The organism is Roseofilum sp. Guam, assembly GCF_017746735.1.
In the GTDB taxonomy this organism is placed as follows: domain Bacteria; phylum Cyanobacteriota; class Cyanobacteriia; order Cyanobacteriales; family Desertifilaceae; genus Roseofilum; species Roseofilum reptotaenium.
Map to the genome: position 1 here is coordinate 44,406 of NZ_JAGHZN010000042.1, position 24,681 is coordinate 69,086.

Annotated in this window: 23 protein-coding genes, 6 tRNA genes and 1 pseudogene; 18 read left to right on the forward strand and 12 right to left on the reverse strand. The window is 44.3% G+C overall.

Annotation, left to right across the window (positions count from 1 at the left end):
* The 3 genes from J7529_RS16900 to J7529_RS16910 all read right to left on the reverse strand — a co-directional run bounded on the left by J7529_RS16900 (position 1) and on the right by J7529_RS16910 (position 2,315).
* The gene (locus tag J7529_RS16900; RefSeq protein WP_318729956.1) at positions 1–1,158 is read right to left on the reverse strand and encodes an FIST signal transduction protein; all 1,158 of its coding nucleotides are present in this window, start codon (positions 1,156–1,158) and stop codon (positions 1–3) included.
* A 150-nt stretch (positions 1,159–1,308) separates the two neighbouring features.
* A complete protein-coding gene (locus J7529_RS16905) occupies positions 1,309–1,809 on the reverse strand; it encodes a hypothetical protein (protein ID WP_318729957.1) in 501 nt (166 codons plus the stop codon).
* Between the two features lie 179 nt (positions 1,810–1,988).
* Positions 1,989–2,315 (reverse strand): cupin domain-containing protein, encoded by a 327-nt coding sequence (locus J7529_RS16910; protein WP_318729958.1) that lies wholly within the window; start codon positions 2,313–2,315, stop codon positions 1,989–1,991.
* Positions 2,316–2,557: 242 nt separating this feature from the next.
* Between J7529_RS16910 and J7529_RS16915 the strand changes: the two genes are divergently transcribed.
* The 7 genes from J7529_RS16915 (at position 2,558) to J7529_RS16945 (ending at position 3,852) form a co-directional block, all read left to right on the forward strand.
* Positions 2,558–2,632 (forward strand) — tRNA-Asp (locus tag J7529_RS16915).
* 1 nt (position 2,633) lies between these two features.
* Positions 2,634–2,709, forward strand: a tRNA-Ile gene (locus tag J7529_RS16920).
* 3 nt (positions 2,710–2,712) lie between these two features.
* A tRNA-Trp gene (locus J7529_RS16925) sits at positions 2,713–2,786 on the forward strand.
* Positions 2,787–2,789: 3 nt separating this feature from the next.
* Positions 2,790–2,855: transfer RNA gene (locus J7529_RS16930), tRNA-OTHER, on the forward strand.
* A gap of 62 nt (positions 2,856–2,917) precedes the next feature.
* Positions 2,918–2,989: transfer RNA gene (locus tag J7529_RS16935), tRNA-Gln, on the forward strand.
* Between the two features lie 18 nt (positions 2,990–3,007).
* Positions 3,008–3,083, forward strand: a tRNA-Lys gene (locus J7529_RS16940).
* 127 nt (positions 3,084–3,210) lie between these two features.
* Complete coding sequence (locus J7529_RS16945; RefSeq protein WP_318729959.1) at positions 3,211–3,852, forward strand: GNAT family N-acetyltransferase; 642 nt, start codon at positions 3,211–3,213, stop codon at positions 3,850–3,852.
* On the opposite strand, the gene J7529_RS16950 is transcribed toward J7529_RS16945, so the two are convergent.
* A complete protein-coding gene (locus tag J7529_RS16950; RefSeq protein WP_318729960.1) occupies positions 3,839–5,515 on the reverse strand; it encodes a M14 family metallopeptidase in 1,677 nt (558 codons plus the stop codon). The two genes, J7529_RS16945 and J7529_RS16950, sit on opposite strands and share 14 nt — an antisense overlap.
* Before the next feature lie 127 nt (positions 5,516–5,642).
* On the opposite strand from J7529_RS16950, the pseudogene J7529_RS16955 reads away from it, so the two are divergent.
* The 4 genes and pseudogenes from J7529_RS16955 to J7529_RS16970 all read left to right on the forward strand — a co-directional run bounded on the left by J7529_RS16955 (position 5,643) and on the right by J7529_RS16970 (position 8,314).
* Positions 5,643–6,605, forward strand: a pseudogene (locus J7529_RS16955) (M28 family peptidase).
* 9 nt (positions 6,606–6,614) lie between these two features.
* On the forward strand, positions 6,615–7,529 hold the full coding sequence (locus J7529_RS16960; RefSeq protein ID WP_318729961.1) for a M28 family peptidase: 915 nt from the start codon (positions 6,615–6,617) through the stop codon (positions 7,527–7,529).
* A 219-nt stretch (positions 7,530–7,748) separates the two neighbouring features.
* On the forward strand, positions 7,749–7,991 hold the full coding sequence (locus tag J7529_RS16965) for an element excision factor XisH family protein (RefSeq protein WP_413038908.1): 243 nt from the start codon (positions 7,749–7,751) through the stop codon (positions 7,989–7,991).
* Positions 7,979–8,314, forward strand: coding sequence for a XisI protein (locus tag J7529_RS16970; protein WP_318729962.1), 336 nt, complete (start codon positions 7,979–7,981; stop codon positions 8,312–8,314). Before J7529_RS16965 ends, J7529_RS16970 begins: the two co-directional genes overlap by 13 nt.
* Before the next feature lie 128 nt (positions 8,315–8,442).
* On the opposite strand, the gene J7529_RS16975 is transcribed toward J7529_RS16970, so the two are convergent.
* Positions 8,443–8,850: a hypothetical protein gene (locus J7529_RS16975; RefSeq protein WP_318729963.1), complete on the reverse strand. Its 408-nt coding sequence runs from the start codon at positions 8,848–8,850 to the stop codon at positions 8,443–8,445.
* Positions 8,851–9,014: 164 nt separating this feature from the next.
* Here J7529_RS16975 and folB point away from each other — a divergent pair, with 164 nt between their 5' ends.
* From folB to J7529_RS16995, 4 genes are all read left to right on the forward strand, one after another.
* Positions 9,015–9,404 carry a dihydroneopterin aldolase gene (gene folB, locus J7529_RS16980; protein ID WP_313898540.1) on the forward strand — a complete coding sequence of 130 codons (390 nt, stop codon included), beginning with the start codon at positions 9,015–9,017 and terminating at the stop codon, positions 9,402–9,404.
* A gap of 199 nt (positions 9,405–9,603) precedes the next feature.
* On the forward strand, positions 9,604–9,945 hold the full coding sequence (locus tag J7529_RS16985; protein ID WP_271937681.1) for a DUF760 domain-containing protein: 342 nt from the start codon (positions 9,604–9,606) through the stop codon (positions 9,943–9,945).
* 33 nt (positions 9,946–9,978) lie between these two features.
* Positions 9,979–11,109 carry an A/G-specific adenine glycosylase gene (gene mutY / locus J7529_RS16990; protein WP_318729964.1) on the forward strand — a complete coding sequence of 377 codons (1,131 nt, stop codon included), beginning with the start codon at positions 9,979–9,981 and terminating at the stop codon, positions 11,107–11,109.
* Positions 11,110–11,197: 88 nt separating this feature from the next.
* Positions 11,198–12,460: a GTP cyclohydrolase II gene (locus J7529_RS16995; RefSeq protein WP_318729965.1), complete on the forward strand. Its 1,263-nt coding sequence runs from the start codon at positions 11,198–11,200 to the stop codon at positions 12,458–12,460.
* 190 nt (positions 12,461–12,650) lie between these two features.
* Here the strand turns inward: J7529_RS16995 and J7529_RS17000 are convergent, their stop codons facing one another.
* From J7529_RS17000 to hypE, 7 genes are all read right to left on the reverse strand, one after another.
* Complete coding sequence (locus tag J7529_RS17000; RefSeq protein ID WP_318729966.1) at positions 12,651–12,842, reverse strand: hypothetical protein; 192 nt, start codon at positions 12,840–12,842, stop codon at positions 12,651–12,653.
* Between the two features lie 501 nt (positions 12,843–13,343).
* Entirely contained in the window at positions 13,344–14,171 is an 828-nt protein-coding gene (locus J7529_RS17005; RefSeq protein WP_318729967.1) for a pentapeptide repeat-containing protein, read from the reverse strand.
* A 100-nt stretch (positions 14,172–14,271) separates the two neighbouring features.
* Positions 14,272–16,104 carry a biosynthetic-type acetolactate synthase large subunit gene (gene ilvB / locus J7529_RS17010; RefSeq protein ID WP_271937689.1) on the reverse strand — a complete coding sequence of 611 codons (1,833 nt, stop codon included), beginning with the start codon at positions 16,102–16,104 and terminating at the stop codon, positions 14,272–14,274.
* A 247-nt stretch (positions 16,105–16,351) separates the two neighbouring features.
* Positions 16,352–16,771, reverse strand: a complete 420-nt coding sequence (locus J7529_RS17015; protein WP_318698574.1) for a DUF2996 domain-containing protein — start codon at positions 16,769–16,771, stop codon at positions 16,352–16,354.
* A 119-nt stretch (positions 16,772–16,890) separates the two neighbouring features.
* Positions 16,891–17,904, reverse strand: coding sequence for a DnaJ C-terminal domain-containing protein (locus J7529_RS17020; protein WP_271937702.1), 1,014 nt, complete (start codon positions 17,902–17,904; stop codon positions 16,891–16,893).
* A gap of 268 nt (positions 17,905–18,172) precedes the next feature.
* Positions 18,173–18,442: a hypothetical protein gene (locus J7529_RS17025; protein ID WP_271937693.1), complete on the reverse strand. Its 270-nt coding sequence runs from the start codon at positions 18,440–18,442 to the stop codon at positions 18,173–18,175.
* Between the two features lie 111 nt (positions 18,443–18,553).
* Positions 18,554–19,618: a hydrogenase expression/formation protein HypE gene (hypE, locus tag J7529_RS17030; RefSeq protein ID WP_413038909.1), complete on the reverse strand. Its 1,065-nt coding sequence runs from the start codon at positions 19,616–19,618 to the stop codon at positions 18,554–18,556.
* Between the two features lie 281 nt (positions 19,619–19,899).
* Here hypE and J7529_RS17035 point away from each other — a divergent pair, with 281 nt between their 5' ends.
* The 3 genes from J7529_RS17035 (at position 19,900) to J7529_RS17045 (ending at position 24,334) form a co-directional block, all read left to right on the forward strand.
* A complete protein-coding gene (locus J7529_RS17035) occupies positions 19,900–20,631 on the forward strand; it encodes a DUF928 domain-containing protein (RefSeq protein ID WP_318729970.1) in 732 nt (243 codons plus the stop codon).
* A 69-nt stretch (positions 20,632–20,700) separates the two neighbouring features.
* Positions 20,701–22,938, forward strand: a complete 2,238-nt coding sequence (locus J7529_RS17040; protein WP_318729971.1) for an adenylate/guanylate cyclase domain-containing protein — start codon at positions 20,701–20,703, stop codon at positions 22,936–22,938.
* 139 nt (positions 22,939–23,077) lie between these two features.
* Positions 23,078–24,334 (forward strand): DUF3747 domain-containing protein, encoded by a 1,257-nt coding sequence (locus J7529_RS17045; protein ID WP_318729972.1) that lies wholly within the window; start codon positions 23,078–23,080, stop codon positions 24,332–24,334.
* The last annotated feature ends 347 nt before the right edge of the window (positions 24,335–24,681 follow it).

The window sequence follows — 24,681 nt, forward strand, 5'->3', positions numbered from 1 at the left end:
TTATTCTTCTCCCAAGAGCAAGGCAATAAATGTTTCATTATGAAAATAGGATGTACCGTGTTGTTCTAATGGAGCAATCTCTCCATTCGTATAAAAACCACAGGATACTAAGGTTTGTTTCAGATACTGTTGAGTTAAATTATACTCTTCAAGGGTACGACTGCCTAGGATTTGTCGCCGACTAGCACAGGAAAAGAATAGTATTGTACTCGGTTGGCTTCCAGGATAGTTCTGAATCGCTTGTTGCATGGAGGCTTGAGAGGCTAGGAGAATGCGATCGCGGGTTGTTTCTGTAATTTGTACGATCGCCTGTTCTGGAATATCGCCAAAGAAGGTTACGCTTCCCAATGTCGGATTGTAGGAGCCACTCGGCGCTCGCATGTAAGAATACTGTTGTGTGGGATCAAACACCATCAGGGGGTATTCAGAGGAGGGAGGATGTTCTCCTAAATAGCGATAATAAAAGTCCAAGGCACGATGATGGTCAATTTCATAAACCACATTGTCTTCGACTTTGGTGACTTGACCGACTTTACCAATAGGGTTCCAACCACTGGCTAATCCATGGGAAAAGAGTAGGTGTCCGGAAAAGACTAGAATGGGGATGGCATCGCTATAAACTTCATTTTTATAAAACTGATAACTTTGCTTAAAGCGCCATTGATCGGCGGTGAGACCCCCAAAAATAGGCACTTGCTTGCCTAATAATTCATTGAGACAATCGACTAATTTAGCGGCACTGATAGAGGTGAGTCCTTCGGGTAAGGTAATACAGAGTTTCATGGGTTGGGTCAGATCGGTTGTTGCTTGGGCGATCGCCTCTTCTAGTGCTCTATGGAAATCCTGTGAGATTCTCGGACCGATTCCAGCCCGGATTTGTAAGCGATCAGAGCAAAATAATATTAGAACCAGGGAATCTTGTTGAAATCCTAGAACTGAAGACATTTCTCCATCAGTTGTGCCTCCAATTAATTCAATTTCTGGATAAATAGATACAATTTTCTGTACAATTTCGGCATGATCGAAATCAATCGCCGCTAACAGAATTCCTGCTTGCGGCAAGTCTCCGGATAAGGCTCGATCGCATTGATTGAGAATCTCTACAATAGCGGACTCTGAGTCTGGATCATTGCTATGGCCGACTACTGTTTTAAACATAGATTTATTCCTAAAGAAAGTTTACATTTAATACTACAACCTTGGCAGCATGACTGAGGGAGCGATCGCTGAAATATTTCTTTGCTAGTACAATAGATTACAGATCTAGTGAATGAGAATCAGTTTAAATGACTAGAGCGCTCCTTTAATTTAATGATGAATTCTTAATATTTCGGTCAAGTCTTGACAAGCGCGATTGGCTTCTAACCAAAAAGCACACCAGAAGATAAAAAGAACGATGAAGGGTAAGGGGATAAACAGGAGGGTTTCTAGACCAACATCTTCTGAGAACAACGCAGCAAATAGAAATAAGAGTGAAGCGCTACCCCAAGATGAACCCCAAAAGAGCAGAAAAATACTAACGATAGGATGTAGACTCAAGGTAATATGAACTGCTGTTCCATTGGGTAAAGATTCAAATCGTCCTCGAATTTGGGGTAAAAAAGAATTGCGATAGTGAATGACTCGCCGAATTTTAAAGCCATCTTCGGAAATCGTACCGCAATAGGGAGCATGATTAGGAGGAACTCGCCATTGCCAGATCTTGGGGGCTTCAATATGAGGTTCTAGGTAACGGATAACTTCGGCTACGGAGGCTGAAGTTTCCAGGGTAAAGCGATCGTAAGGTAAAATTCTCATAATGACGACCATCCAGCTTAAAATGAAATATATTCAAAAGTAGATCGCACCACAAAAATTGATGAGTCCAGAGTACTGAAATAATGAGCGGTTAGACTATTGGGCCAATCTGATCGAAAGATGTAAAGTTAGGGAACTGTTGTAAACAACTGGGTTTTTAACTCCCAAAGATTCATTTCATCAATTGGACTTTAGGCGGGTAAGTGACCTGTTTTAGCGTAAAGTAGACAACCTTCCTGACTAAAAGGTGAATGACTGCTACCAACAGGAGACCTTAACCAAGTCCCTTTGGGATACTTGCCATACTCATCTTCCCAGACTCCATCCAAAACCAACACTTCTGAGCTACTTGAATGGGTATAGTGAGGATAATGTGTTAGAGCTTCCCACTTCATGAGAAAGACTTGTTCTGTATGAAAGCAACGTAGGGGCATCATTTGTAAACCGGAAACTTCTCCTGGTTGCCAAGATGCCTGGTTGGTATCGATGCAGACCTGGTTTTGGTCTTTAGGGGACATTTGGCAGAGTTTAACAAAGATAGTACAGCCCTCTTGACATTTTTGTAATACTTTTGTAGTATAAAGATGGGGCAAGGGAAAAAGAGCCTGAAATCTCTATCTCAAGCTATGTATAGTCATTTTAATTAAGATTGACACGCCAAGATCTATCTAAAGCCAGGGTATATGTAGGGGCGAATGGCCGTTCGCCCCCTCCTTAATTAAAACAACTATATATTGAAAACTAAAGAAATCCGTTTTATGGGGTTGTAGCTCAGTTGGTCTAGAGCGCCTGTCTGTCGAACAGGAAGTCACGGGTTCAAATCCCGTCAGCCTCGTAGCAGTGTAGCTTAATGGTTAAAGCCCCAAGCTCATAACTTGGTCGATGTGGGTTCAAGTCCCACCACTGCCACCAAATGTAGGGATAGTGTAACGGTAACATCCTAGTCTCCAAAACTAGAATTTGAGGTTCAAATCCTTATCCCTACGCCAAATGGCCCCATCGTCTAGCGGCCAAGGACGTTCTATCGAAAAACACGGGTTCGAGTCCCGTTGGGGCTATAGGACTTTGCGCTGGTCATGAGTAATGTGGGGGTGTTGTCAGTTATCCCAGCATGATGCTTTGCTCTGTGGTGTAATGGCAACATCTCGCACTTTGAATGCGAAGATTCCAGGTTCAAGTCCTGGCGGAGCAGTCAATTAATTTTTCGGTTGGGTGGTTGGCAGAGCGGTAGATGCATCCGGCTTTTAACCGGAATCAGATAGGTTCAACTCCTACACTACCCCCCAAATCCTACTATAGACAAATAGGAAGAGGCGATCGCTATTGTCCTAAGATCGGAGTCAGGTAGCTGACTAGGAAAACTAAACCGTTATCTGGCTCTACAAGAGTTACTCATGTTGAGGATACCTAAATATGGATATTCAAATTAAGTTGTTTGACGAACTTCCTTTACTAAACGAAGTTCTGGACAACGGACTTTATCAAACCGTTTATGAATGTTTTTCAACTCCTCCATTTAATGAAAATGTTGTCCGTGAAAACGTTGAGTTTTATTTTCAAAAATATGTTCGATTTGGTAGTTTGCATCTTGCCTACTGTCAGGAGAGACCTATCGGTTTTATCGGAACTCTCCCGTTAGTTGAGACCAAAGAATTCAGAGAATTATCGTTTCTGGGAACTTGGGCTGATTTTCAGGGCAAGAAAGTTGAGCTAAATCAAGAGTTCTTTAGTCAGCAAACACACTATAGAATTGAGGAATTCCGGTGTGTTTCTGATGTGGGAGTAGCCTTGGATTATCGTAAGCTAGGTTTAGCTAAACGGCTTTTACAAAGTGTATTTGCTTATTTTGATGATTCTACACCTTATATCTTGAGGACTACCGGCGATCCTGACTTTGCTTATGTGGTTAAACTGTATCAAAAAGTGGGATTTACCCTTTTACCCGTGACTCAAACAGTGGAATATCTTAACAAAGAAGGAGTACTGACTCAGAGAGAGAGCTGCATTTGTGTTAAATTGCCATCAGCATCTTCCATGGTTGCTAACTCAGGATAACTGAAGTTCGCACCGTTCCAGCCCGTTCGGCGATCGCCTCTACCCTTACCTCACTCCCGGCTTTCCCCTTTACTACCCAACTGCGATGGGTGCGATAGTCGGTCCCATTGGCAGATGCATTGAACCATTTATTAGAACGCCCTTCTAAAGGATCAATTTCCTGCTCTTGCTCCCCACTAATCAGGGTAACCCCTTCCGGTAGCCCTAATTTTACTCGCGTAGGACGTACTGCTTGCCGTTCTAGCGCCTTTTTACTGGTGTAAGTGGGCAAAAAGCCCAAATTTTCCCATTGTACGGTTATGCTGTAAATATCAGCCCCTTCGTGACTCACCTCACTACGAGCGACTGATAACCGGGGAGACATGAGTGCATGGGTAATGGCGAATTTGAAATGGCGATCGCAGATTTCTGGCAGTGCCTTCGCGGGTGCATTTTTCCACATTCTCTTCATATCCCATCCTCCAATCTCCACCTCTCCCAGTTGGGGATGTTCAAAACCTTGCCAAGGAATAAACCCTTTACCCTCTAAATACTCATCATTCCATTGCAGAATTTTCAGATCATCCTCTATTGGATGTTCTCGTCCCCATTCAATATTATTCTGCTTTTCAACACCAGCTTCCTTAGCCGCATCCCAGAGTTCTACCGTAAACCCAAACCATCCCCAATGATCGTAGCCATAATCATCCATTGCCCCATAAACCACCGTTTTTGGGTCATAACGAAAATCATGATAAACCGAAACACACTTATATTTTGTTAATTCACTACCTTTTTTCCCAATCAGTTGATAGATGCGTAAATCTTCGGTCGGCAAATGATCGTCTCCATGGGTACTGTAAGGGCGTAAAATCAGTGCTCCAAACGTATGATAAGTCATAAACCCATTAATATTACGATGCTTGCGCCAAAACTCTGCCTCTGCACGAGTTTCAGGCTCAGAAAAAGGGAAATCTCCCGCGCCCCTCTGCTCGCCTTCCGGTTGCCAATAATAGGGATAATTACGATTAAAATCCAATCCTTCTAAAGCTGGCGAAATCTTAAATTCATAGCCATTATAATTATGGATTAAACCTTCTGGGACTAGGGTATAGTAAGTCCCTCCAAACTCATCCGGTTGCCGACGAATCATTAAGCGCGGATCATCCTCAGAGATCTTCCAAGCTCCGCAGGAATCTTTAATCCGCATATTCAGAATTAATCCATCTCCATTAATATCTTCTGGATATAAACCATCTTGCTGTTCAGATTCCGGATAGAGACGGGGACTAGACCGGAGATTATAGGGAGTTTGTAGATATTTTTCTGCCCCATCTACCGCAATTCTCGGCAAAATATATAGGGTATAGTTCTGTAATAAATGGGTGATTTGCGCATCTTGGTTATATTGAGTTAAAACCTGATAGAGAATATAACAAGCGACTGCCGAACCTGTAACTTCTGCTGCATGGGTATTAGCATCAATCCAATATCCAGGTTTTTCAAGAGCTGCTCCTGTCGTTTGATCGGTCACAGTCGTCAACCAAATTTCTCGTCCTTCGTCTGTTGTCCCCAGGCTTTTCAGGTGCATCAAATTTGGATAAACTTGAGCCATCTGGGTTAAGTAATCTGTCAGTTCTTGATAGGGGAAATAGTGACTGAAATCAAACGCCGGAATAGTCATCAGGACAATAGAGTGAGATTGTTTTATAATTGAGGATATTTTAGGACAAATAATCCGGATGATCAAGAAAAAGCTCAATTGGGGATTGCAGCGCAAATCTACTTGGATCAGATTGTCAATCTTGAGTATGATCTTGATCAGCATTTCCTGGGGAGGATGGAAAACCATGTTACAGATGCCGGGGAAAAGTTATCAGGATGCCCTGTTGCCGCTGACGGTAGAAGAGCAACAATTGGCACAAGATCTAGAGGTTGATGTGAAGAAGATTGCCTCTGAACCCCATAATTTTCTTGCCTATGATAACCTCGTGCAAGTCGCTCTGTATCTAGAAAGCCAATTGACTCGTGCAGGATATCAGGTTAATCATTATAAATATATGGTTGATGACCAAGAATTTGATAACTTAGAAGTAGAAATTCCTGGCACAAAAAAAGCTGAAGAAATTATTGTCATTGGTGCTCATTATGATTCTGTTGCCAATGTTCCCGGAGCGAATGATAATGGTTCAGGAGCAGCAGTAGTTTTAGCCTTAGCTCGTAGATTTGCGGGAAAATCACAACAGCGAACCCTGAGATTTGTATAATTTGTCAATGAAGAACCCCCTTTTTTCTGGACACCCGATATGGGAAGTTTAGTCTATGCCAAAATTTGTAAGCAGCGCCAAGACAATATTGTGGGGATGATAAGTTTAGAAACTATGGGATACTATTCTGATGAACTAGGAAGTCAGCAGTATCCTACGCCTTTAAATTTATTTTATCCCCTGCAAGGTAACTTTATTGCTTTTATTGGTAATATGGATTCTGGTAACTGGGTAAAACAAGTCATTGGATCGTTTCATCAGCACACCCAATTCCCCTCTGAAGGGGCAGCCGTTCCTAACCTTTTACCAGGAATTGGTTGGTCAGATCATTGGTCATTTTGGCAGCAGGGATATCCGGCTTTAATGATTACGGATACGGCTCCCTTTCGCTATCCCTATTATCACACGGCTGAAGATACTCCGGATAAAATTGATTATGGGAAATTAGCGCGAGTTGTGGTAGGGTTAGAGCGAGTCATCCATGATGTTACCCATTATAGAAATTAATAGAAAACTATGTTAAAGATGCCAGGGGAAAGTTATCAGGATGCACTCTTGCCTTTGAGGGTAGAAGAGCAAGCATTAGCAAAAGAGCTAGAGGTCGATGTCAAGGAAATCGCCTCCGAACCCCATAATTATCTCGCTTATAATAATTTACTGGTAACGGCTCAGTATCTAGAAACTGAGTTTACTTGTGCAGGATATCAAGTTACTCACTACCAATACTGGATTGATGACCAAGAATTTGACAACTTGGAAGTCGAAATTCCAGGCACAACTAAAGCGGAGGAAATTATTGTAATTGGCGCTCATTATGATTCTGTAGCTCATGTTCCTGGAGCTAATGACAATGGTTCGGGAGCAGCAGCAGTTTTAGCCTTAGCTCGGCGGTTTGCGGGAAAACCACAACAGCGAACCCTGAGATTTTTAGAATTTGTGAATGAAGAAAATCCTTTTGGCTGGACAGAAGATATGGGAAGTTTAGTCTATGCCAAAATTTGTAAGCAGCGCCAAGACAATATTGTTGGCATGATGAGTCTGGAAACTATGGGATACTATTCTGACAAGCCAGGGAGTCAACAGTATCCTGCTCCTTTAAATTTATTTTATCCTCTGCAAGGAAACTTTATTGCTTTTGTTGGGAATCTTGACTCTGGGAACTGGGTACAACAAGTAATAGGATCGTTTCGTCAGCATACTCTCTTTCCCTCAGAGGGGGCAGCACTGCCTAACTTTTTGCCAGGAGTTGGATGGTCGGATCATTGGTCATTTTGGCAGCAAGGATATCCCGCTTTAATGGTTACTGATACCGCACCCTTTCGCTATCCCTATTACCATAGGGCTGAAGATACCCCAGATAAGATTGATTATGGGAAGTTAGCGCGAGTTGTGGCAGGTTTAGAGCGAGTGATTCGTGATGTTGCTAATTAGAATGTTCTGTGCTATTTTGAGAGTGGATTAAAATATATTGATGGCAATGCCTGCACACGATATATACCACGATACGGTTAAAACTGCTCTAGAAAAAGATGCTTGAAAAATCACTAAAGATCCGTTGACACTCCAATATGGTGGTAAAGACTTATTCGTTGACCTGGGGGCAAAAAAATCCTAGCAGCAGAAAAGTATGGAGAAAAGATCGCTGTAGAAATCAAGGCTTTTTTGGGCCGCTCTGCCATATATGAGCTGGAAAAAGCAGTGGGACAGTATATTGTTTACCGCAATATCCTTGAAGAAGTTGAGAACGATCGTACTTTGTATCTTGCCATTCCTAAAATTGCATTTAAAGAGGTTTTTGAAGAACGACTGGGCCATCTAATCTTAACGAAAAATAAACTTCGTTTACTGGTCTTTGATCCAAGCAACCAAGAGGTGGTAATATGGATTCATTAGAACACTATTATCCAATTATATATCAAGCTCTGAATGAATATTACCAAATCCCCTATTCTTATGGAGATTTAGAACGGAGACTCATTATTAGTGATGATAAAACAAATTATATTTTATTAACCCTGGGATGGCAAAATGATAGTCGAGTTCATGGTTGTTTAGTCCATATGGAAGTGATTGAGGGTAAAATTTGGATTCATCGAGATGGCACAGAGGATGGTATTGTGAATGATTTGCTGGATTTAGGAGTGCCGAAAGATAAGATTGTTTTGGGATTTTACCATCCGACTCAGCGCCCTTATACGGAATTTGCGGTGAATTGAACTAACGAATTCCCAATAAAAGAAAATGTCCTTATCTTATTCTGGATATCTTTTATACTACCACACAGAAGAAACCTAAGAGTATAAGACGGATTGTTATTCCTTTTTTGATAAAAGAATTTAACTCATTAATGGAAATTAATAAGCCAGCCATTATTAAAGACAGGATCTGGTTCTGGAAATGCTGGATTTATTGCCCTCCATGTAGCTATTGCGGAAGCAGTTCTTATAGTGTCTGGTGTTGTATCAACTTCTATTCCCCTAACTTTAGTGATTTTGACACTATAGCTATTTGTAGGTTCTTTTTGCTTTAAATATTGTAAAGTTTGTCTAGCTCCTTCTATTGCTGCATTAATCCAATCACTATGAGTTTTTGAATTTACTTCTCCTGCTCTTCTATTGATTGTTTTTTCCATTGTTGAATCAATCACAGTGTTTTCACTATCAAAATATTCAATATCAACAAATACATAAGCAAAAAACATAGCATTACGACGTTCGTGTACTATTTTTGCTAATTTGTATTCACCCATCATAGTGCTTACCTCTGTCTAAATCATTTTAATTCATAGGAATATCTTATTCTCAAGTTACACTACTGGTGAAAAAAAGTGTACTCCTTACTCATTCCCCGTTGCCTGCTGTCCCCTGGTAATGGGATAATCAACTGCACAAACTCTTTATCCCTGCCCTTAAGTTAATGATGGATTGTATTCACGTCTCTAATATTCGCTGTTATGGATATATTGGCTACTTACCGGAAGAAAAAATACTGGGACAATGGTTTACAGTTGAGCTGTCCCTATGGTTAGATGTATCGGTATCTGGAGCGAGTGATGATCTTGATGATACGTTCAATTATTGTGAAGCGATTGAGATCGTTAAAGGAATTGTCAGTAGCAATAAATTTGATCTAATTGAGAAATTGGCGACGGCGATCGCCGATGAACTGCTGAACCGAGAAAACCAACCCCATCAACGTCCTCCCCTACAAAAAGTCGGCGTACGCGTGATCAAATCTCCTCCCATACCCGACTTTGGCGGCCAAGTCACGGTTGATATTACTCGCACGAATCCCCAATTTGCCTAATTTCAGTCAATGGGGCAAATCGATTACCGTCAATTCGCTTGAGGCCACCCGCCTTTTGCAAGAAACTGTTACATTAGTTTATAGGCAGGTGAGATTGACAATACACTACAGTAGTAGACTCTTGTTCAATCTCCAATGCAAAAGCGGCTCCAACCTAAAAGGATAGAAGTTGTCGCGGTGAACTGTACGGAGGTCTAACGTGAATAACCCGTCGAATCAAAATCCTGAATTATTTCAGGGCGACACTGACAATAACTTATTATGGGACTATGTTCAATCCTTGAGTCCGGAAACTGTGGCTCAACTCTCTAAACCTACCTCTTCGGAAGTTTTCCAAGTCATGGAAAACAACATAATGGGACTTCTGGGCCATCTCCCATCAGAACAATTTGGGGTTACCGTAACAACCAACCGAGAAAACCTAGGTCGCCTCTTAGCCTCTGCCATGATCAGTGGCTATTTTTTGCGTAATGCCGAACAGCGTATGATGTTTGAACATACTTGGTCAGCTTCTGAATCCCACGCAAGTGAGACTGAATAAGGTTTACTGAAGTCAAGTTTCCAGTAAGTTCAGGTGTCTTCATTATCTAAATCACTACAAAATCCTTGGAAGTCGCCTGAACCGGCTGTTCTTGAAGATCTCCGGACTTCTTTGCTGCGCTGGTATGGTGATGCGGGTCGGGTCTTGCCTTGGCGAAAAGAACGAGACCCTTACCCCATTTGGATTTCCGAGATCATGCTCCAGCAAACGCAAGTGAAGACAGTTTTACCCTATTACGATCGCTGGTTGCACGCTTTTCCCACCCTAGAAACCTTAGCCCAAGCTGACCTGCAACAGGTGCTGAAACTTTGGGAGGGACTCGGTTATTATAGCCGGGCGCGAAATTTACATCGAGCAGCCCAGCAAGTCATGGAAGAGCATCAGGGCATTTTTCCCCAACAGCTAGAAGCGGTTTTAAGTCTACCGGGTATTGGCCGGACAACGGCTGGAGGTATTCTCAGCGCTGCCTTTAATCAGCCCATTTCCATTTTAGATGGCAATGTTAAACGCATTTTGGCTAGACTAATAACGCTACCGAAGCCCCCAGGGAAATCCCAGAAACAGCTTTGGGAATTATCGGATGCTATTCTAGATCGGGATAATCCTAGAGACTTTAATCAAGCCTTGATGGACTTAGGGGCAACCCTTTGTACTCCGAAAGTACCAAAGTGCGATCACTGTCCTTGGAATTCCCATTGTCTCGCCCATCAAACTGGAACCCCTACCCATTGGCCCATGCGTGAAACTCCCCCTGTTCGGCCCCACAAAAACATCGGTGTTGCTGTCATCTGGAACGATCGAGGACAACTGCTCATTGACCGTCGTTTAGACAAAGGATTACTTGGGGGTTTGTGGGAATTCCCAGGTGGCAAGCTCGAACCGGGCGAAACTCTGCCAGAATGTATTAAACGGGAAATTCAAGAGGAATTAGCGATCGACATAGAAGTGGGAGATCATCTGATTACCATTGACCATGCCTATACCCATTTTCGAGTCACCTTAAATGTCTACAACTGTCGTTACTGTTCCGGCACGCCGCAAGCCATAGAATGCCAAGAAATTCGCTGGGTTACCTTAGAAGAATTAGACCAATTTCCCTTTCCCAAAGCTAATCTGAAAATTATTGAAGCCCTACGCGAGCAGGGAATAGGGTATAAGCAATAGCTTGTATTGCTAACTTTCTGCCCCAGTCTCAAAAATCGTGACACAATACGGTATAGTTTCAACCTTTGTCTACTCTTCCCTGCTCTCTATGGCTGATTCAACCCGTCGTAAATCTAAACCTATTGTCCTCACCTCCCATCCTCGCAGCAGTGGGGCAAAACCGATCGCCATTGATTGGGGCAATTCCGATCCGATTGCCAGAGGGCCGGTAATTGCTACATTAACCAATCCTGCTCACCGGAATGTGATAGGAACCCATTCCGGTTCCTATGCCATTTATCGCGCCCTAGCGGTTGCTCGTCAAGCGCTAAATCCAGAACATCGAGCAGATCTAACCAATACTGCACCCGTGGCAGACATTGGCCCCCATTCCAGTTGGACCGATCGAGATAAAATTGTTTCTCTAGACCCTTTTGGCGCTCGTGTGGGTGACATTTATACGCAATTCTACGAACAAGGAATCGATATTCGGCCAACGATCGCCATTACCCAAGCCCATATCAATATGCCCGAACTTCAGGAAGCCGTCAGTCAGGGACGGTTGCACGTTGATGGCCAGATCTTAAAGGAAGGTGGGGATTTAGTCGTGGTCAAAGCGGCGATCGAACCGGTGTGGTATTTACCGGGAATCGCCAAACGTATTGGGGTAGAGGAAATGGATCTGCGTCATGCTCTGTTTGAACAGACAGGGGGCATGTTTCCCGAGTTGGTGACCCGGCCGGATTTGGTATTATACTTACCCCCCATCGGTGGTTCAACGGTGTATTTGATTGGCGATTTAAGGGCAATTGCGGATCGAGATCGTCCCATCGCTGTTCGCGTCCATGATGAGTGCAATGGTTCTGATGTCTTTGGCTCCGATATTTGCACCTGTCGTCCCTATCTTGCCCATGGGATTGAGGTCTGTATTCGGACTGCCCAAGAAGGGGGCTTAGGGGTCATTGTCTATTTCCGGAAGGAAGGTCGTGCCCTGGGTGAAGTCACTAAGTTTCTCGTCTATAATGCTCGCAAACGTCAGGAAGGAGGCGATCGAGCAACCGCCTATTTTGAGCGCACCGAATGTGTAGCGGGAGTTCAAGATATGCGCTTTCAGGAATTTATGCCCGATGTCTTGCATTGGTTAGGTTTAACCCGCATTGACCGGTTGGTGTCCATGAGTAACCTGAAATATGATGCGATTACCAATTCAGGAATTGAAGTCATTGAGCGTGTTCCCATTCCTCCTGAGTTAATTCCCAAAGATGCACAAGTCGAAATTACGGCCAAGCGGGCGGCTGGATATTATGCACCGGAAGAAGTTCCCGATCTAGCAATGCTAGAAGAAACGTTAGGTCGGGGGTTAGAGGGATAGGGATTAATTCCAATCTGTTAGCATAAATGACCGATTCAACGAACTTGGCAGGATGCAGCGTTGAAATAACCTGAGTTCGGGATAAGAGAATTTGACCACTGATTTAATGATGGCATGGGAATTGAGACCAATTTAGAATCAGGATTTCAGCTTATCCAGAACCCAGGCGATCATGACAAATGAGATTACATTAGCAAGCCTCAAACTGACGATTATGCAAAATGGGTATGAATTGTCCCCATTCCCAGTCACTATCAGGTGCAGATTCTTCTCGGATTAGTTTTTCTGCCCAGTTAGGAGACTCTGATTTATATTCACCGTCCCAAGCTTCATGGGTAGAAGAAGAAGGAGAGGAATTTCGGGTTTTAAGGATGTTGTCCATAGTTGGCTGCTTCAGTACTCAGGTAGATGCCGACTTTTTCTCAGTCAGTTCACTTAATCTCTTGCTTTTAATCTTTCAGAAAAAACATGAGCTTAAGATTTAATTATTAGGATAATCGTTTTTTTTTCTGTCTGACAAGGATCAATGCCTAATCTTGGCCGAATCTTTGCAATTTCATGGATTCTACGGAAGTTTGGTCGAAAACCCCAAAATCTACAGAGGTTTCGATGCTTTTCGATCGGTTTTGATAGCAGATTTTCTAATTTTGTGAGAAAGGTGAGATCGACTATATGCGTGTTATTGAGGAGGTAGGATTGGGTATTTTCCTATATAAACCTCTGATCTTTTGTGCATTTAAACTGTGCCATAGCTCAAAAGTTGCCTATGCTAGACGAAATTGCTCGGTCAAGTCGCCGAAGGTTTTGCATAGATCCAACTATTGCCTGTTCCCTAGCGCTACGTGCTAGGGAACAGGCAATAGTTGACTGTGAAAGACATCCGTTACAACAGGAATTGGAGTAACATGGGAGCTAATTGATTAATAACGCCCAGAAACCCTCCCCGTCGTTTGCCTTTTTTACTTTCCTCGATCGCCTTTTCCGTCACGTCAATAAATTCTTGAGAGATTTCGGAGCCTTCCTCATTGCCTTGGGTTTCAAAAATAGTACGGGCGACTGTCCAATCGGCGATCGCCCCACTTCCATCTCCAAGTTGCAACCGACTTACCCCACGTCCTAAATAAGCGGGGGCGAAATTGGGATCGATCTGTAGGGCTAAACTATGCTTTTCCAGCGCTCCTCGATGATTTCCAGAACGAGCATCGACAAACGCTAACCGATAATAATCCTCTGGACTCAGAACTCCACCCGGAAATTCAAGCACTCCATTCAGAATTGCTGTATTAATAACTGCTCCTTCAATTTTAGCATTGGCCATATATGCCCCACTCAAATTTGCGCCAGCCAAATTCGCCCCAGTCAGGTCAGCATAGGATAAATCTGTGCCCATTAAATTGGCTCCAGCTAAATTGGCTCCGGCTAAATTGGCACGTCGCAGATCTGCCTTATATAACAGCGCTCCCGTCAGATCTGCCCCACTCAAATTCGCTCCACTTAAATCTGCATTATCCAAATTGGCAAAACTTAAATCAGCTCCTGTTAAGTCGGCATTCTCTAACTGAGCCATACTTAACCCTGACTCGCTCAGGTTACACATCGGACATTGCTTAGAAGAGAGGAGTTGTCTAAGATGTTCTAAATCTTCTGCTGCCACAGGAGTGGCTAAAGTGAAACCCAGAATTATAAGTGCGGTGGAGATTGCTTTATTCATACCCAAGTGCCATAGCCATCTGTTCTATCTTAAGGGCAGATGGAGAGATGGGGTAGGGTAATGGGGAGGTTCCCCATTACCCATTACCCATTCCGATTTGTTAGAGTTTCGCGCCACATTCGGGACAGAAGTGGTTACTGGGGGCGTTTTTGGCTCCACAACTGGTGCAATAGAGTAACTCTAAAGACTGTTCCTTTTTGGGTGTAGGCAAGCCGAGCATTTGGGAATTGCTCTTACCCGGAGCCACCATGGGATAACAGTTTTCGTCGCGAGTGACATGGGCATCAAGAACTACAGGGCCATCATAGGCAAGCATTTCGGCGATCGCCCCTTCGAGCTGATCCCGGCGATCGATCCTCATGCCTTTAATGCCATAAGCATCTGCCAGTTTCACAAAATCGGGCATTCCCACTTCCATATTGGTAGCAGAATAGCGCTCACCATAGAACGTTTCTTGCCACTGACGTACCATACCTTGCCAAGCATTATTGACGATCACCACTTTGACATTAATGCCATATTGGGCGATCGTACCCAGTTCCTGAATATTCATCTGGATACTGGCATCTCCAGCAATACAAATCACCTGTTCATCCGGCAGAGCCACCTTAGCTCCCATCGCTGCGGGCACACCAAAGCCCATGGTTCCCAAGCCACCACTGGAAATCCATTGCCGAGGGCCATTTTCCAAGAATTGCGCTCCCCACATTTGGTGTTGTCCCACATCGGTTGTGTAGAATGCATCAGGAGCTTGTTGGCCAACGGAGTAGATCACCTCTTGGGGAGAGAGTTGCCCTTCCGGACGAGGAATAACTAGGGGATAGTCCGTGCGCCAGCGATTAATCCGCTCTAACCACAGAGTGGTTTTAGTCGGTTGACCCGATAGACCCATTTGATGACAGCGAGTCAGAAGATCGATTAATACTTGGCGCACATCACCCACAATTGGCACTTCTGGGGTGCGGTTTTTACCCACTTCTGCTGGGTCAATATCAATATGGATTACTTGAGCGCGGGCGGCAAACTCATCTAATTTTCCGGTTACCCGGTCATCGAAGCGGGCCCCAACAGCGATTAACAGGTCACATTCACTAACGGCAAAGTTAGCATAGGCTGTACCATGCATTCCCAACATCCCCACCGATAGGGGGTGTTTTTCATCAAAGGCTCCTTTCGCCATGAACGTGGTGGTCAGGGGAATTTGGAACAGTTCAGCCAGTTCCTTAAGTTCCGCATGGGCCCCAGAAGCTATTGCTCCACCCCCAACGTAGAGTAGGGGACGTTCAGCTTCTTGCATTAAGGCGATCGCCTGATTAATTTGTCGAGGATTCCCCTTAATGGTGGGTCGATAGCCAGGTAACTTAATCGTTCCCGGTTCTACGGGTACATAATCACATTCTTCTGTGCCCACATCCTTGGGAATATCAATCAAAACCGGCCCCGGCCGTCCTGTACTGGCAATATGGAAAGCCTCAGCCACAATTCGAGCCATATCTTGGGCATGACGAACGACATAAGAATGCTTCACCACCGGCAGGGTAATCCCATAAATATCCGTTTCTTGGAATGCATCTGTACCAATGGCTGCCCGAGTCACCTGTCCGGTAATAACGACCATCGGAATCGAGTCCATTTGAGCTGTAGCGATACCCGTAACTAAGTTCGTTGCTCCAGGGCCAGAAGTGCCAAAACACACACCCACTTTACCCGTAGCGCGGGCATAAGCATCTGCCGCATGGGAAGCCCCTTGTTCATGTCTGACCAAGAAATGTTTCAGTTCTCCATTGGCTTCGCAGCGATACAATTCATCATAGATCGGTAGAATTGCTCCCCCTGGATAACCAAAAATATGCTTGACTCCGTGCCGTTTTAAGCTATCCATAAGGGCATATGCGCCCGTTCTTCGAGTAGCTATTACCGTTGTGGCTTGCATAGGTCTTCTCCTTCAGTTTACTTGCCTTATTAAATCGTTTTTGAATTGTATCGCTTCTATTTTCCAAAAATCCACACAATTTAACGCATATTTTAGAGTCTTTTTAATTCTTAAAATTTTAGCGCTACTTGCTGGTAATCGGGAGTCGGCAGTTGGGAGCCGGGAATTCATCCAATCCCCAGGTCTGGAGGGTCTGCGTCTACCACCATTGTCTACTCCTACTGTCTACTCCCCAGGACATCGTCCCCTAATTGAGCGTGAGCCACTTTTGTCCATTCAAACGGGTGATGACCCCAAAGACCAACAGACCCAGAGTGATTTTCCGTTCGTCAATCAAGAAAGGTTCCAGGGTGCTAGGTTTTGCACCATTCTGAGAGTAGGAAAAGGCTCGTTGTCCTTTAATGTCTTCTTTAAAAAAGTAAACATTAAATTGGTGTTGACCATTTTTCCAGGTTCCGATCACTTGCCAACAGGAAGGTTCTTTTTCCATTCCCTGCACCGCTATTTGGGCTTGGGTAAAGTTGAGTTTCAGGTCAGTAATGCCCTGCTTTTCTAAGCCCGCTTCTAGGGCAGGCAGATAGTCCTCTTGAATAAATTCGGCAAAGGGTTTCTTTTCTGGAGCTGGAGGTTTTTCTTTTTTGGGTGCTGTGGTTTGTTCGTCTGCCATGGTTGAAGTCTGTAGAAACGGTTGATCTTCCTCATGATATAGCGCTTTGCGCTGGGAATGGGGAATAGGGAATGGAGGATCTGCGGGTCCTTGTGTCCCTATCTCCTCGTGTCTGTGGGTTACAGTCGTACTGATGACAAGTTTGCCCTTGGATTATTCGTGCGCAGGGTTTTCAGCTTTTCGTAACACTCTCGTTCAGTTTTACTGAGCGTCTTGGGAACGGCGATCGCAATTTTCACTAACTGATCTCCCCGACTACCTTTTGGATTGGGCCATCCCTTACCCCGCAAACGCAAGGATTGACCATGGCGAATGCCAGCCGGAATACTCATTTGCACCCGTCCATCAGGAGTAGGCACTTCAATACTGGCTCCTAAAACCGCTTCTTCCGGAGAAATGGGCAGCTCACAAACTAAATTATCCCCCTCAAACTCAAAAAAACTATGGGATTGCAAGGAAACTGTTAGATACAAATCTGCCCGTTGCTGAGTTTGGGGATTAATACTCCCTTTTCCTCGTACCCGAATCCGAGTACCGGGTTTTGCTCCGGGAGGAATACGCACCTCAATGACTTCTGAGCCTAAATTAATCCGCTTTTGCACCCCATGAAAGGCTTCTGCCAACGACAAGACAATAGAAGCTTCTTGGGGAACTGTACTGTTTTTTGGAGCAGAGCCATAACTGGCAAAATCCTCAAATCCACCAAACCCTGTAGAGCGTCCAGTACTGCGATAATTATAGGAGGTTTTGCGCCCCGTACTCGCTCCAGGGCTTCCTGTTCCCATCCGTCCCAGGAGTTCATTAATAAAGTCATCAAAGGTTGTATATTGACTAAAATCAAAGCCATTAAAATCAACACCAGGAGCTGTACCCCGTCCGTAACCGGATGATGTACCCGCTTGCTTCCAATATTGGCCAAACTGGTCGTATTTTTTGCGCTTTTCCGGATCGGACAAGACCTCGTAAGCCTCGTTAACCTCCTTAAACCGAGCTTCGGCTTGCTGATTTCCAGGATTCATATCCGGGTGGTATTTCCGGGCTAGACGACGGAAACTCTTCTTAATTTCATCCGCATTTGCACCGCGACTAACCCCCAACACCGAATAGTAGTCCTTAAAATCAGTAGCCACCATCATCTGCTCCTTAACGCTCTTAAGTCTTTAGTTTAATGGTTTATATAGCAATACCAGCTTAAGGGTATCAAAGGTTAAGTCTGGCTTGGTGTTCGGTTGCGATCGCAATTTCCGAACCCCATGACAATTCAGAAAGCGATTGTCCTTGCCTGATTCAATGGAGGGACACGGGGACATCGAGATTGTCTAGTGATCGCCGTATGTCCATTCCTTCAGACATTACAGAACAGATCTCATACCAAATCCGGAGAGTATGGGAAAGAGAAAGTCAAGCTGGCAACCCATGGAATTGAGTCAGATGACGAACTTGCTCCTGCATAGAATTAGCCAAGGTCAAACACTGATGAACTAAAGGTTCCTCCATCAAAGGCCAGAGACGTTCAGCCGGTTGAAGTCCAGGAGAATAGGGCGGCAATAATTTAATGTGGATACCATCAGGAATCTTAACCTTGCCACTACGGTGCCAACCCGCCCCATTGATGGTGAGCAAAATACGCTTCGTCGCTCCAGCCCCAATAGCTTTAGCAAAAGTAGGCAAGGCCAGGACGTTAATTAAATAATTCAGTCATCGTACGGTGGGCAGGGGATTTCGCTATCCAATTAAATGGTATTGCTTATGTTCCTGCCCGGTTTGTCTGCCACTCATTACTCAACAAATTCGAGGTAACTGTTCACCACTGAGCCAATCCAGAATTCGATTGGCACCAATTTGACTTTTGAGACTGACTAAACCAGAAGGTTCAGAACCTCCTGGTTCACCGACTTCTCCAATCACCCATCCCCCGGTCTCTGCTTCTAAAGTTTCCCTTAACACTGAAAGCGCTAAGTCCACATCGGACTGGGGAATAAAAGCCACAAATCGCCCCTCATTGGCAACATAAAGAGGATCAAAACCGAGAATTTCACAGGCTCCACGCACATCTTCCCGAACCGGAATTAAGGATTCATCAATGTGCAAATTCAAGCCTGAACTAAGGGAAATTTCATTTAAGGTACTGGCTAATCCTCCTCTGGTTAAATCCCGCAAACAATGAATGTTAACGCCTGCTTCTAATAACTGGAGAACTTGCCTGGCAATGGGAGCTGAATCACTTTCAATGGTGGTTTCAAATTCCAAACCTTCCCGCACAGCCATGATAGCTATCCCATGTCGACCTAAATCTCCATTAATGATAATGGTATCTTGCGATCGCACTTGTTGGGGAGCAATCTGGCTTGGTGACTCAATCACCCCTACACCAGAAGTGTTAATAAACATCCCATCCCCTTTTCCTCGATCAACAACCTTAGTATCACCGGTAACGATCTGTACTCCTGCTTTCCGTGCGGCTGCTTGCATTGATCGCACGATATACCAGAGAGTCTCCATTGATAGCCCTTCCTCCAAGATAAACCCTGCACTCAGATACAAAGGTCTTGCTCCAGCCATGGCTAAATCATTGACTGTTCCATAAACCGCCATTGAGCCAATATCGCCCCCTGGAAAGATCAAGGGATTAACGACATAGGAATCTGTAGTAAAGGCTAGGCGATCGCCCTTAACTGCGAATACACTGGCATCATGGGAGACATCAGGACGGCCAAAAACGGGTAAAAACATCTGCTCAATAAGCTGATGCATCAGTTTTCCACCCCCTCCGTGGGCTAAAAGTACCTGGGGATATTGTTGAATAGGAATAGGACAAGAGAGGGAAAAATCCGGCGAAGCAGCCATGTTCATAATTATGATAAGAATGCAATTACATAACCTGGAACTGCGACTAATTTCTAAGCGTCTTCTCATGGAGATGTTCCAGTATCAGGTAAATTTGAACTATACCTAAGTTAAATTACCTTACCTTATTACCCTCAATGTTTAGCACATGATGGTTCCTGGGACAAAGATAAGATAGATAGATAAGAAATTCACTTATCCAGTGAAGACTTTACTTGTCATCCTATCCTAGAGTAGACAACTCTACCTAACTGTTTGCCTAAAGGAGATGTATTCACGCTATGGACTTTAAACGTTTTCCTTCCCCCCTGAGATTTCTGGCCGTTATGCTCGCTCCTCTTCTCCTCACTCCAGGGGCGGTTGCCCTAGAATTTCCTGACACCAGTGGAGGGGGCGCTCCCACAGGAGGAAGTGTTGGGGGAGGAGTTAGAGGATCTTCGACTTGTATCATTCCTCAAAATGGACTCTCCTTAATGGCTCTAAGACCAATTGAACCCGACAATTATGTGGGTCAAACGGCTAGTGATACCCCCACTATGTTCTTTTATGTGCCCAAAACTGAAGCAGAATTGGCGGAATTTGTTTTAATTGATCGGCAAGGTAATGATGTCTATACGGAGAAATTAGAACTCTCCAAAGATGGAGGTTTAGTCAAGGTAACGATGAGTCTACCTGAAGCAATAGGCGATTCAACCGAATATACCTGGCTATTTGCCCTAATTTGTAATCCTAGCGATCGCACTATTGATGAATCCGTTCAAGGACAGATTCAGCATGTTACCTTAGATCCAACGGTAATGGCCGATTTAGAAGAAGCCCAAGCTCAAGAAGACCTACTCAAACAAGCTGAAGTGCTGGCCGATGCAAAAATTTGGTACGATAGTGTAGCGATCGCTGCTCAATTAAGGGATCTCGATACCCAGCCTTGGGAAAGTCTCTTAAAATCCGTCGGCCTTGATAAGTTAACCCAAACGCCAATGCTTCTCTTAGAAAGAATTACCGGAAATCCTTAGTATCATTAGGTATTGTAGGGTGCAGATTAACAGACAGCTTAACTGAAGACTACTGTAACCCTGGGTTCTATGTGGCAAACAATTAAAGATTGGTTATGGCAACAGCGAGGGGTATGGATCGCCACCCCTTCAGTGGCTCTATTCGTCGTTTTTTTGCGGCTAATGGGCACATTGCAAGGAGGAGAATGGGCCCTATTCGATCTGTATATGCGTTGGCGGCCTCTAGAACCTAGCGATGAGCGCATTGTTATTGTCGGTATTAATGAAGCAGATGTACAAGAGATCGGCCAAGCCATTATTCCGGATCGGATTTATGCCGATCTGCTCCAGAAGCTAATTGCCATGGAACCTAGGGCTATTGGTTTGGATATTTATCGGGATTTACCCGTTGAACCTGGCCATAAAGCCCTAGTCGATATTTTTGAGAATACCGGTTATTTGATCGGGATTCAAAAGGCTGTAGGAGATGAGGATCGCGATCTCGTTGATCCACCTCCAGCCCTAAAAGCCAAAAATCAGGTGGGAGCCAACGATTTATTGCCCGATGCTGATAGTAAGGTGCGTCGTGCTCTAGTGTCTCTCGATACTCCAGAAGGGGAAACGATTTATGCTTTGCCTCTTTATCTAGCCTTGCTCTATCTCAAACCAGAAGGGGTTTCTCCTGAAACTGTGGCTAACCGGACATGGCGGTTAGGGAAAACCATCTTTTCTCCCCTGGAACCGAATGTGGGTGCATATTTAGGTGAAGCGGAGGGGGGATATCAATTAATGCTTAATTATCACGGCCCCAGTGAGTCTTTTGAGACAGTTTCCCTGATGGATGTTCTAGAAGATAGAGTACCCGAAGATTGGGCAAGCGATCGCATTGTTTTAATTGGTGCAGTGGGAGAGTCCTTTCAAGACATCTTTCCCACACCCTATACCCTTACTCCCTCTCAACGGATGGCAGGAGTGGAAATTCACGCCAATATTACCAGTTTGATCCTGAGTTCAGCCTTAGAAGGACGACCCCTGATTAAAAGTTGGAATGAGATCGGGGAGAACCTGTGGATTCTATTCTGGGGCTGGGTCGGAGCCGTTTTAACCTGGAGATTACGCCACAGTGCAAGCCTGAACTCATCAACCATCCGTAAGGCGATCGCCCCTATTGCCACTATACCCTTGTTAATCGCCACCACCTATGGAGCCTTTTTAATCGGATGGTGGTTACCTATACTGCCCCCCATGATGAGTTTAGTTGGCTCCTTTGTTGCTATTACTACCTATATTGCCCGTAGTGCCGGAGATATCCGTAAAACCTTTGGCCGTTATCTGAGTCAGGAAATTGTTTCTACCTTATTAGAGCATCCAGAAGGCTTAAAGTTAGGTGGTGAACGACGCAAAATTACGATTCTCACCTCCGATCTACGGGGGTTTACGGCTCTGTCTGAGCGCCTCTCTCCAGAGGAAGTGATTAAAATCCTCAATTTTTATCTGGGCTATATGGCTGATGTGATTACTGAATATCAGGGGACTATTGATGAGTTTATGGGGGATGGGATTTTAGTCCTATTTGGCGCTCCCATTCCCCGTGAAGATGACCCTCAAAGAGCAATAGCTTGTGCTGTCGCCATGCAACTGGCCATGAAACAGGTTAATGTACAGATGAAAAAATGGGGACTATCTTCCCTAGAAATGGGAGTTGGCATTAATACGGGTGAGGTGGTAGTCGGTAATATTGGTTCTGAGAAACGGACCAAATATGGCGTAGTCGGCTCTCAAGTGAATTTAACCTATCGTATTGAATCCTATACCACGGCTGGCCAGGTTTTAGTATCTGAATCTACCTTAGTCGAGGCTGGCCCAGAGGTTAAAATCAATGGCGAGAAACAAGTAACCCCCAAGGGAGTAAAAACTCCGATTACTATCTATGATATAGGCGGTATTGGTGGCCCCTATCAGCTTGATTTACCTAAAGAAGAAGAGAATTTCTTTCGCTTATCCCAAGCCCTTCCCCTTCAGTATGCAGTGTTAGAAGGTAAAAATATTAGCGATCGGGTCAATCAGGGCCAGTTGATTGCCCTCTCGGAAAAAGGCGCAACCATTCTTGTAACTCCAGAGTTGGCCAATCAAATTCCCTCCGGGTTAACCAACTTGAAAATTAATTTCTTTAAGGATGAGCAACCAGAAAACCGTGAAGATGTTTATGCCAAAGTGCTAGATAACCATAGGTCTAAGGATCAATTCTCCATCCGATTTACGTCCAAACCCCCTCCTGTCGAAGCCAAGTTAAAGCACTTATACGAGGCGATCTCTAAAAGCGCTTAAGTGACCTGCCACAGACAGCTCTTAAACTGTCACACACCCTAGAAACAACTTACGGATGTCCCTCAACTGAGGAAGTACTGGAGAACAGAACGTCTCTCTTGTACACTGCTTAAATTAAGTCTAACCAGTCGCAAAACTTATGAAAAAATCACTGCTCTCTCGTTTCGCTGCTATTGCTACCACTACTGTAGTTGGGATAACCACTTGGGTATCTACTGCTCGTGCCTTTTTCGATCATAGCGAAGTTCAACAAGATAGTTTTATCGCGATCGCTGCACCACGAGGTACAACTGCCCACCAATTGCTCATTCTGGAACAAAAATCCAACTCCCGTCAATGTTGGAGTGAAAGTGGCCAAAGTCCCACCATTGTTAATCCTCTTTTACTCAATTTTGACTTTACCGGTATTTGTGGTCGAAGTACCGATAGTAATGGATTTTCCATCCGAGTTGACAATCAAGATCTTGCTCTCCAGTACAGCCTGAGAATTGTCAATCGTAATAATGATTTAGTCTTAGTTGGATCATCCAATACTCCAGGAGGACCAGAAATAGAAATTGGTCGAGCCTATGGTGCAACTTCTGATTTTGCCAAAATTTATCTTAACCCTGGTTGGCGGTTTGCGAAACGCTCCTATCAAGGTCAAACCCTGGGCCATGTTTACCTTCTCAATGATCAACAATTGAGTTCCTTGATTGGGACATCCCCCAACCCAGTTGATCCTAATCCAGTTGATCCCAATCCTATTGATCCTAATCCTCCCGCACCTACTACTCCAAGCTTTAAAGATATTGCTAATGATATTTATGCTAGCGAAATTAATGAAGCAGTCGATATCGGTTTTATTTCTGGTTTTGCTGAGGATAGTACCTTCCGTCCCCAAAACCCCCTCACACGCGAACAATTAGTATCTATGGTTTTAGAATCCCTCAAAACCATTCCCGGCACTAATATCAATATTCCTACCAGTATTTCCACTACCCCCTATCCTGATGTCACTTCCTCTCGATGGAGTGCCGCCAAAATTCAATGGGCAAAAGACAACAATATTGTTAGTGGCTACACAGATGGTACATTCAAGCCAGCTCAATCAGTCACCCGTGCAGAATTAATGGCTGTTCAACGTCGTGCAGCCGAGTTCGCCCGTAAAACGAGTGGCTTAAATCCTGAACTTCAAGCCAAACAAGATCCGCGATCATTCAGTGACGTTGATAATCATTGGGCATCTGATTTGATTACCCAAATGTCTACCTATTGCTCTGTGGCTTCCCCCTTAAATGAATCGGGTAATCAGTTTATGCCCAACGATAACGCTCGCCGAAATTATGCAGCAGCCGCCACCCTAAGGATGCTCAATTGTGTGAAATCGGATATTCCTACCGCTTCTGCTCAGTAACCTTCGTAGTTCAAAGATGGTTGACATGATGGAGGAGGGGGCAGAACAAGCCTCCTCCTTTTTTACGCCACTTCGACTAACTATTTCGACAACCATGACGAAGCATTCTTCACTCATCCTCTCATTGCCTAATCTCCTCACTCACGCACTAGAGCGATCTTAATTAGTCTAGGTTTTAGCAGGGTAGGACAGTTTCTCCCAGAACTGACTAAGTATTTGGACTTATTTCAATTTAAGGAGACACCGAAATACCCTGAGCGATTTTTATAAATCCCAAAAACCTCAAATCTTGTCAAGTCTTACCCTACATAGGTTGTAGCGTTTGGGGTCAAAAGGATTTGAAGTTT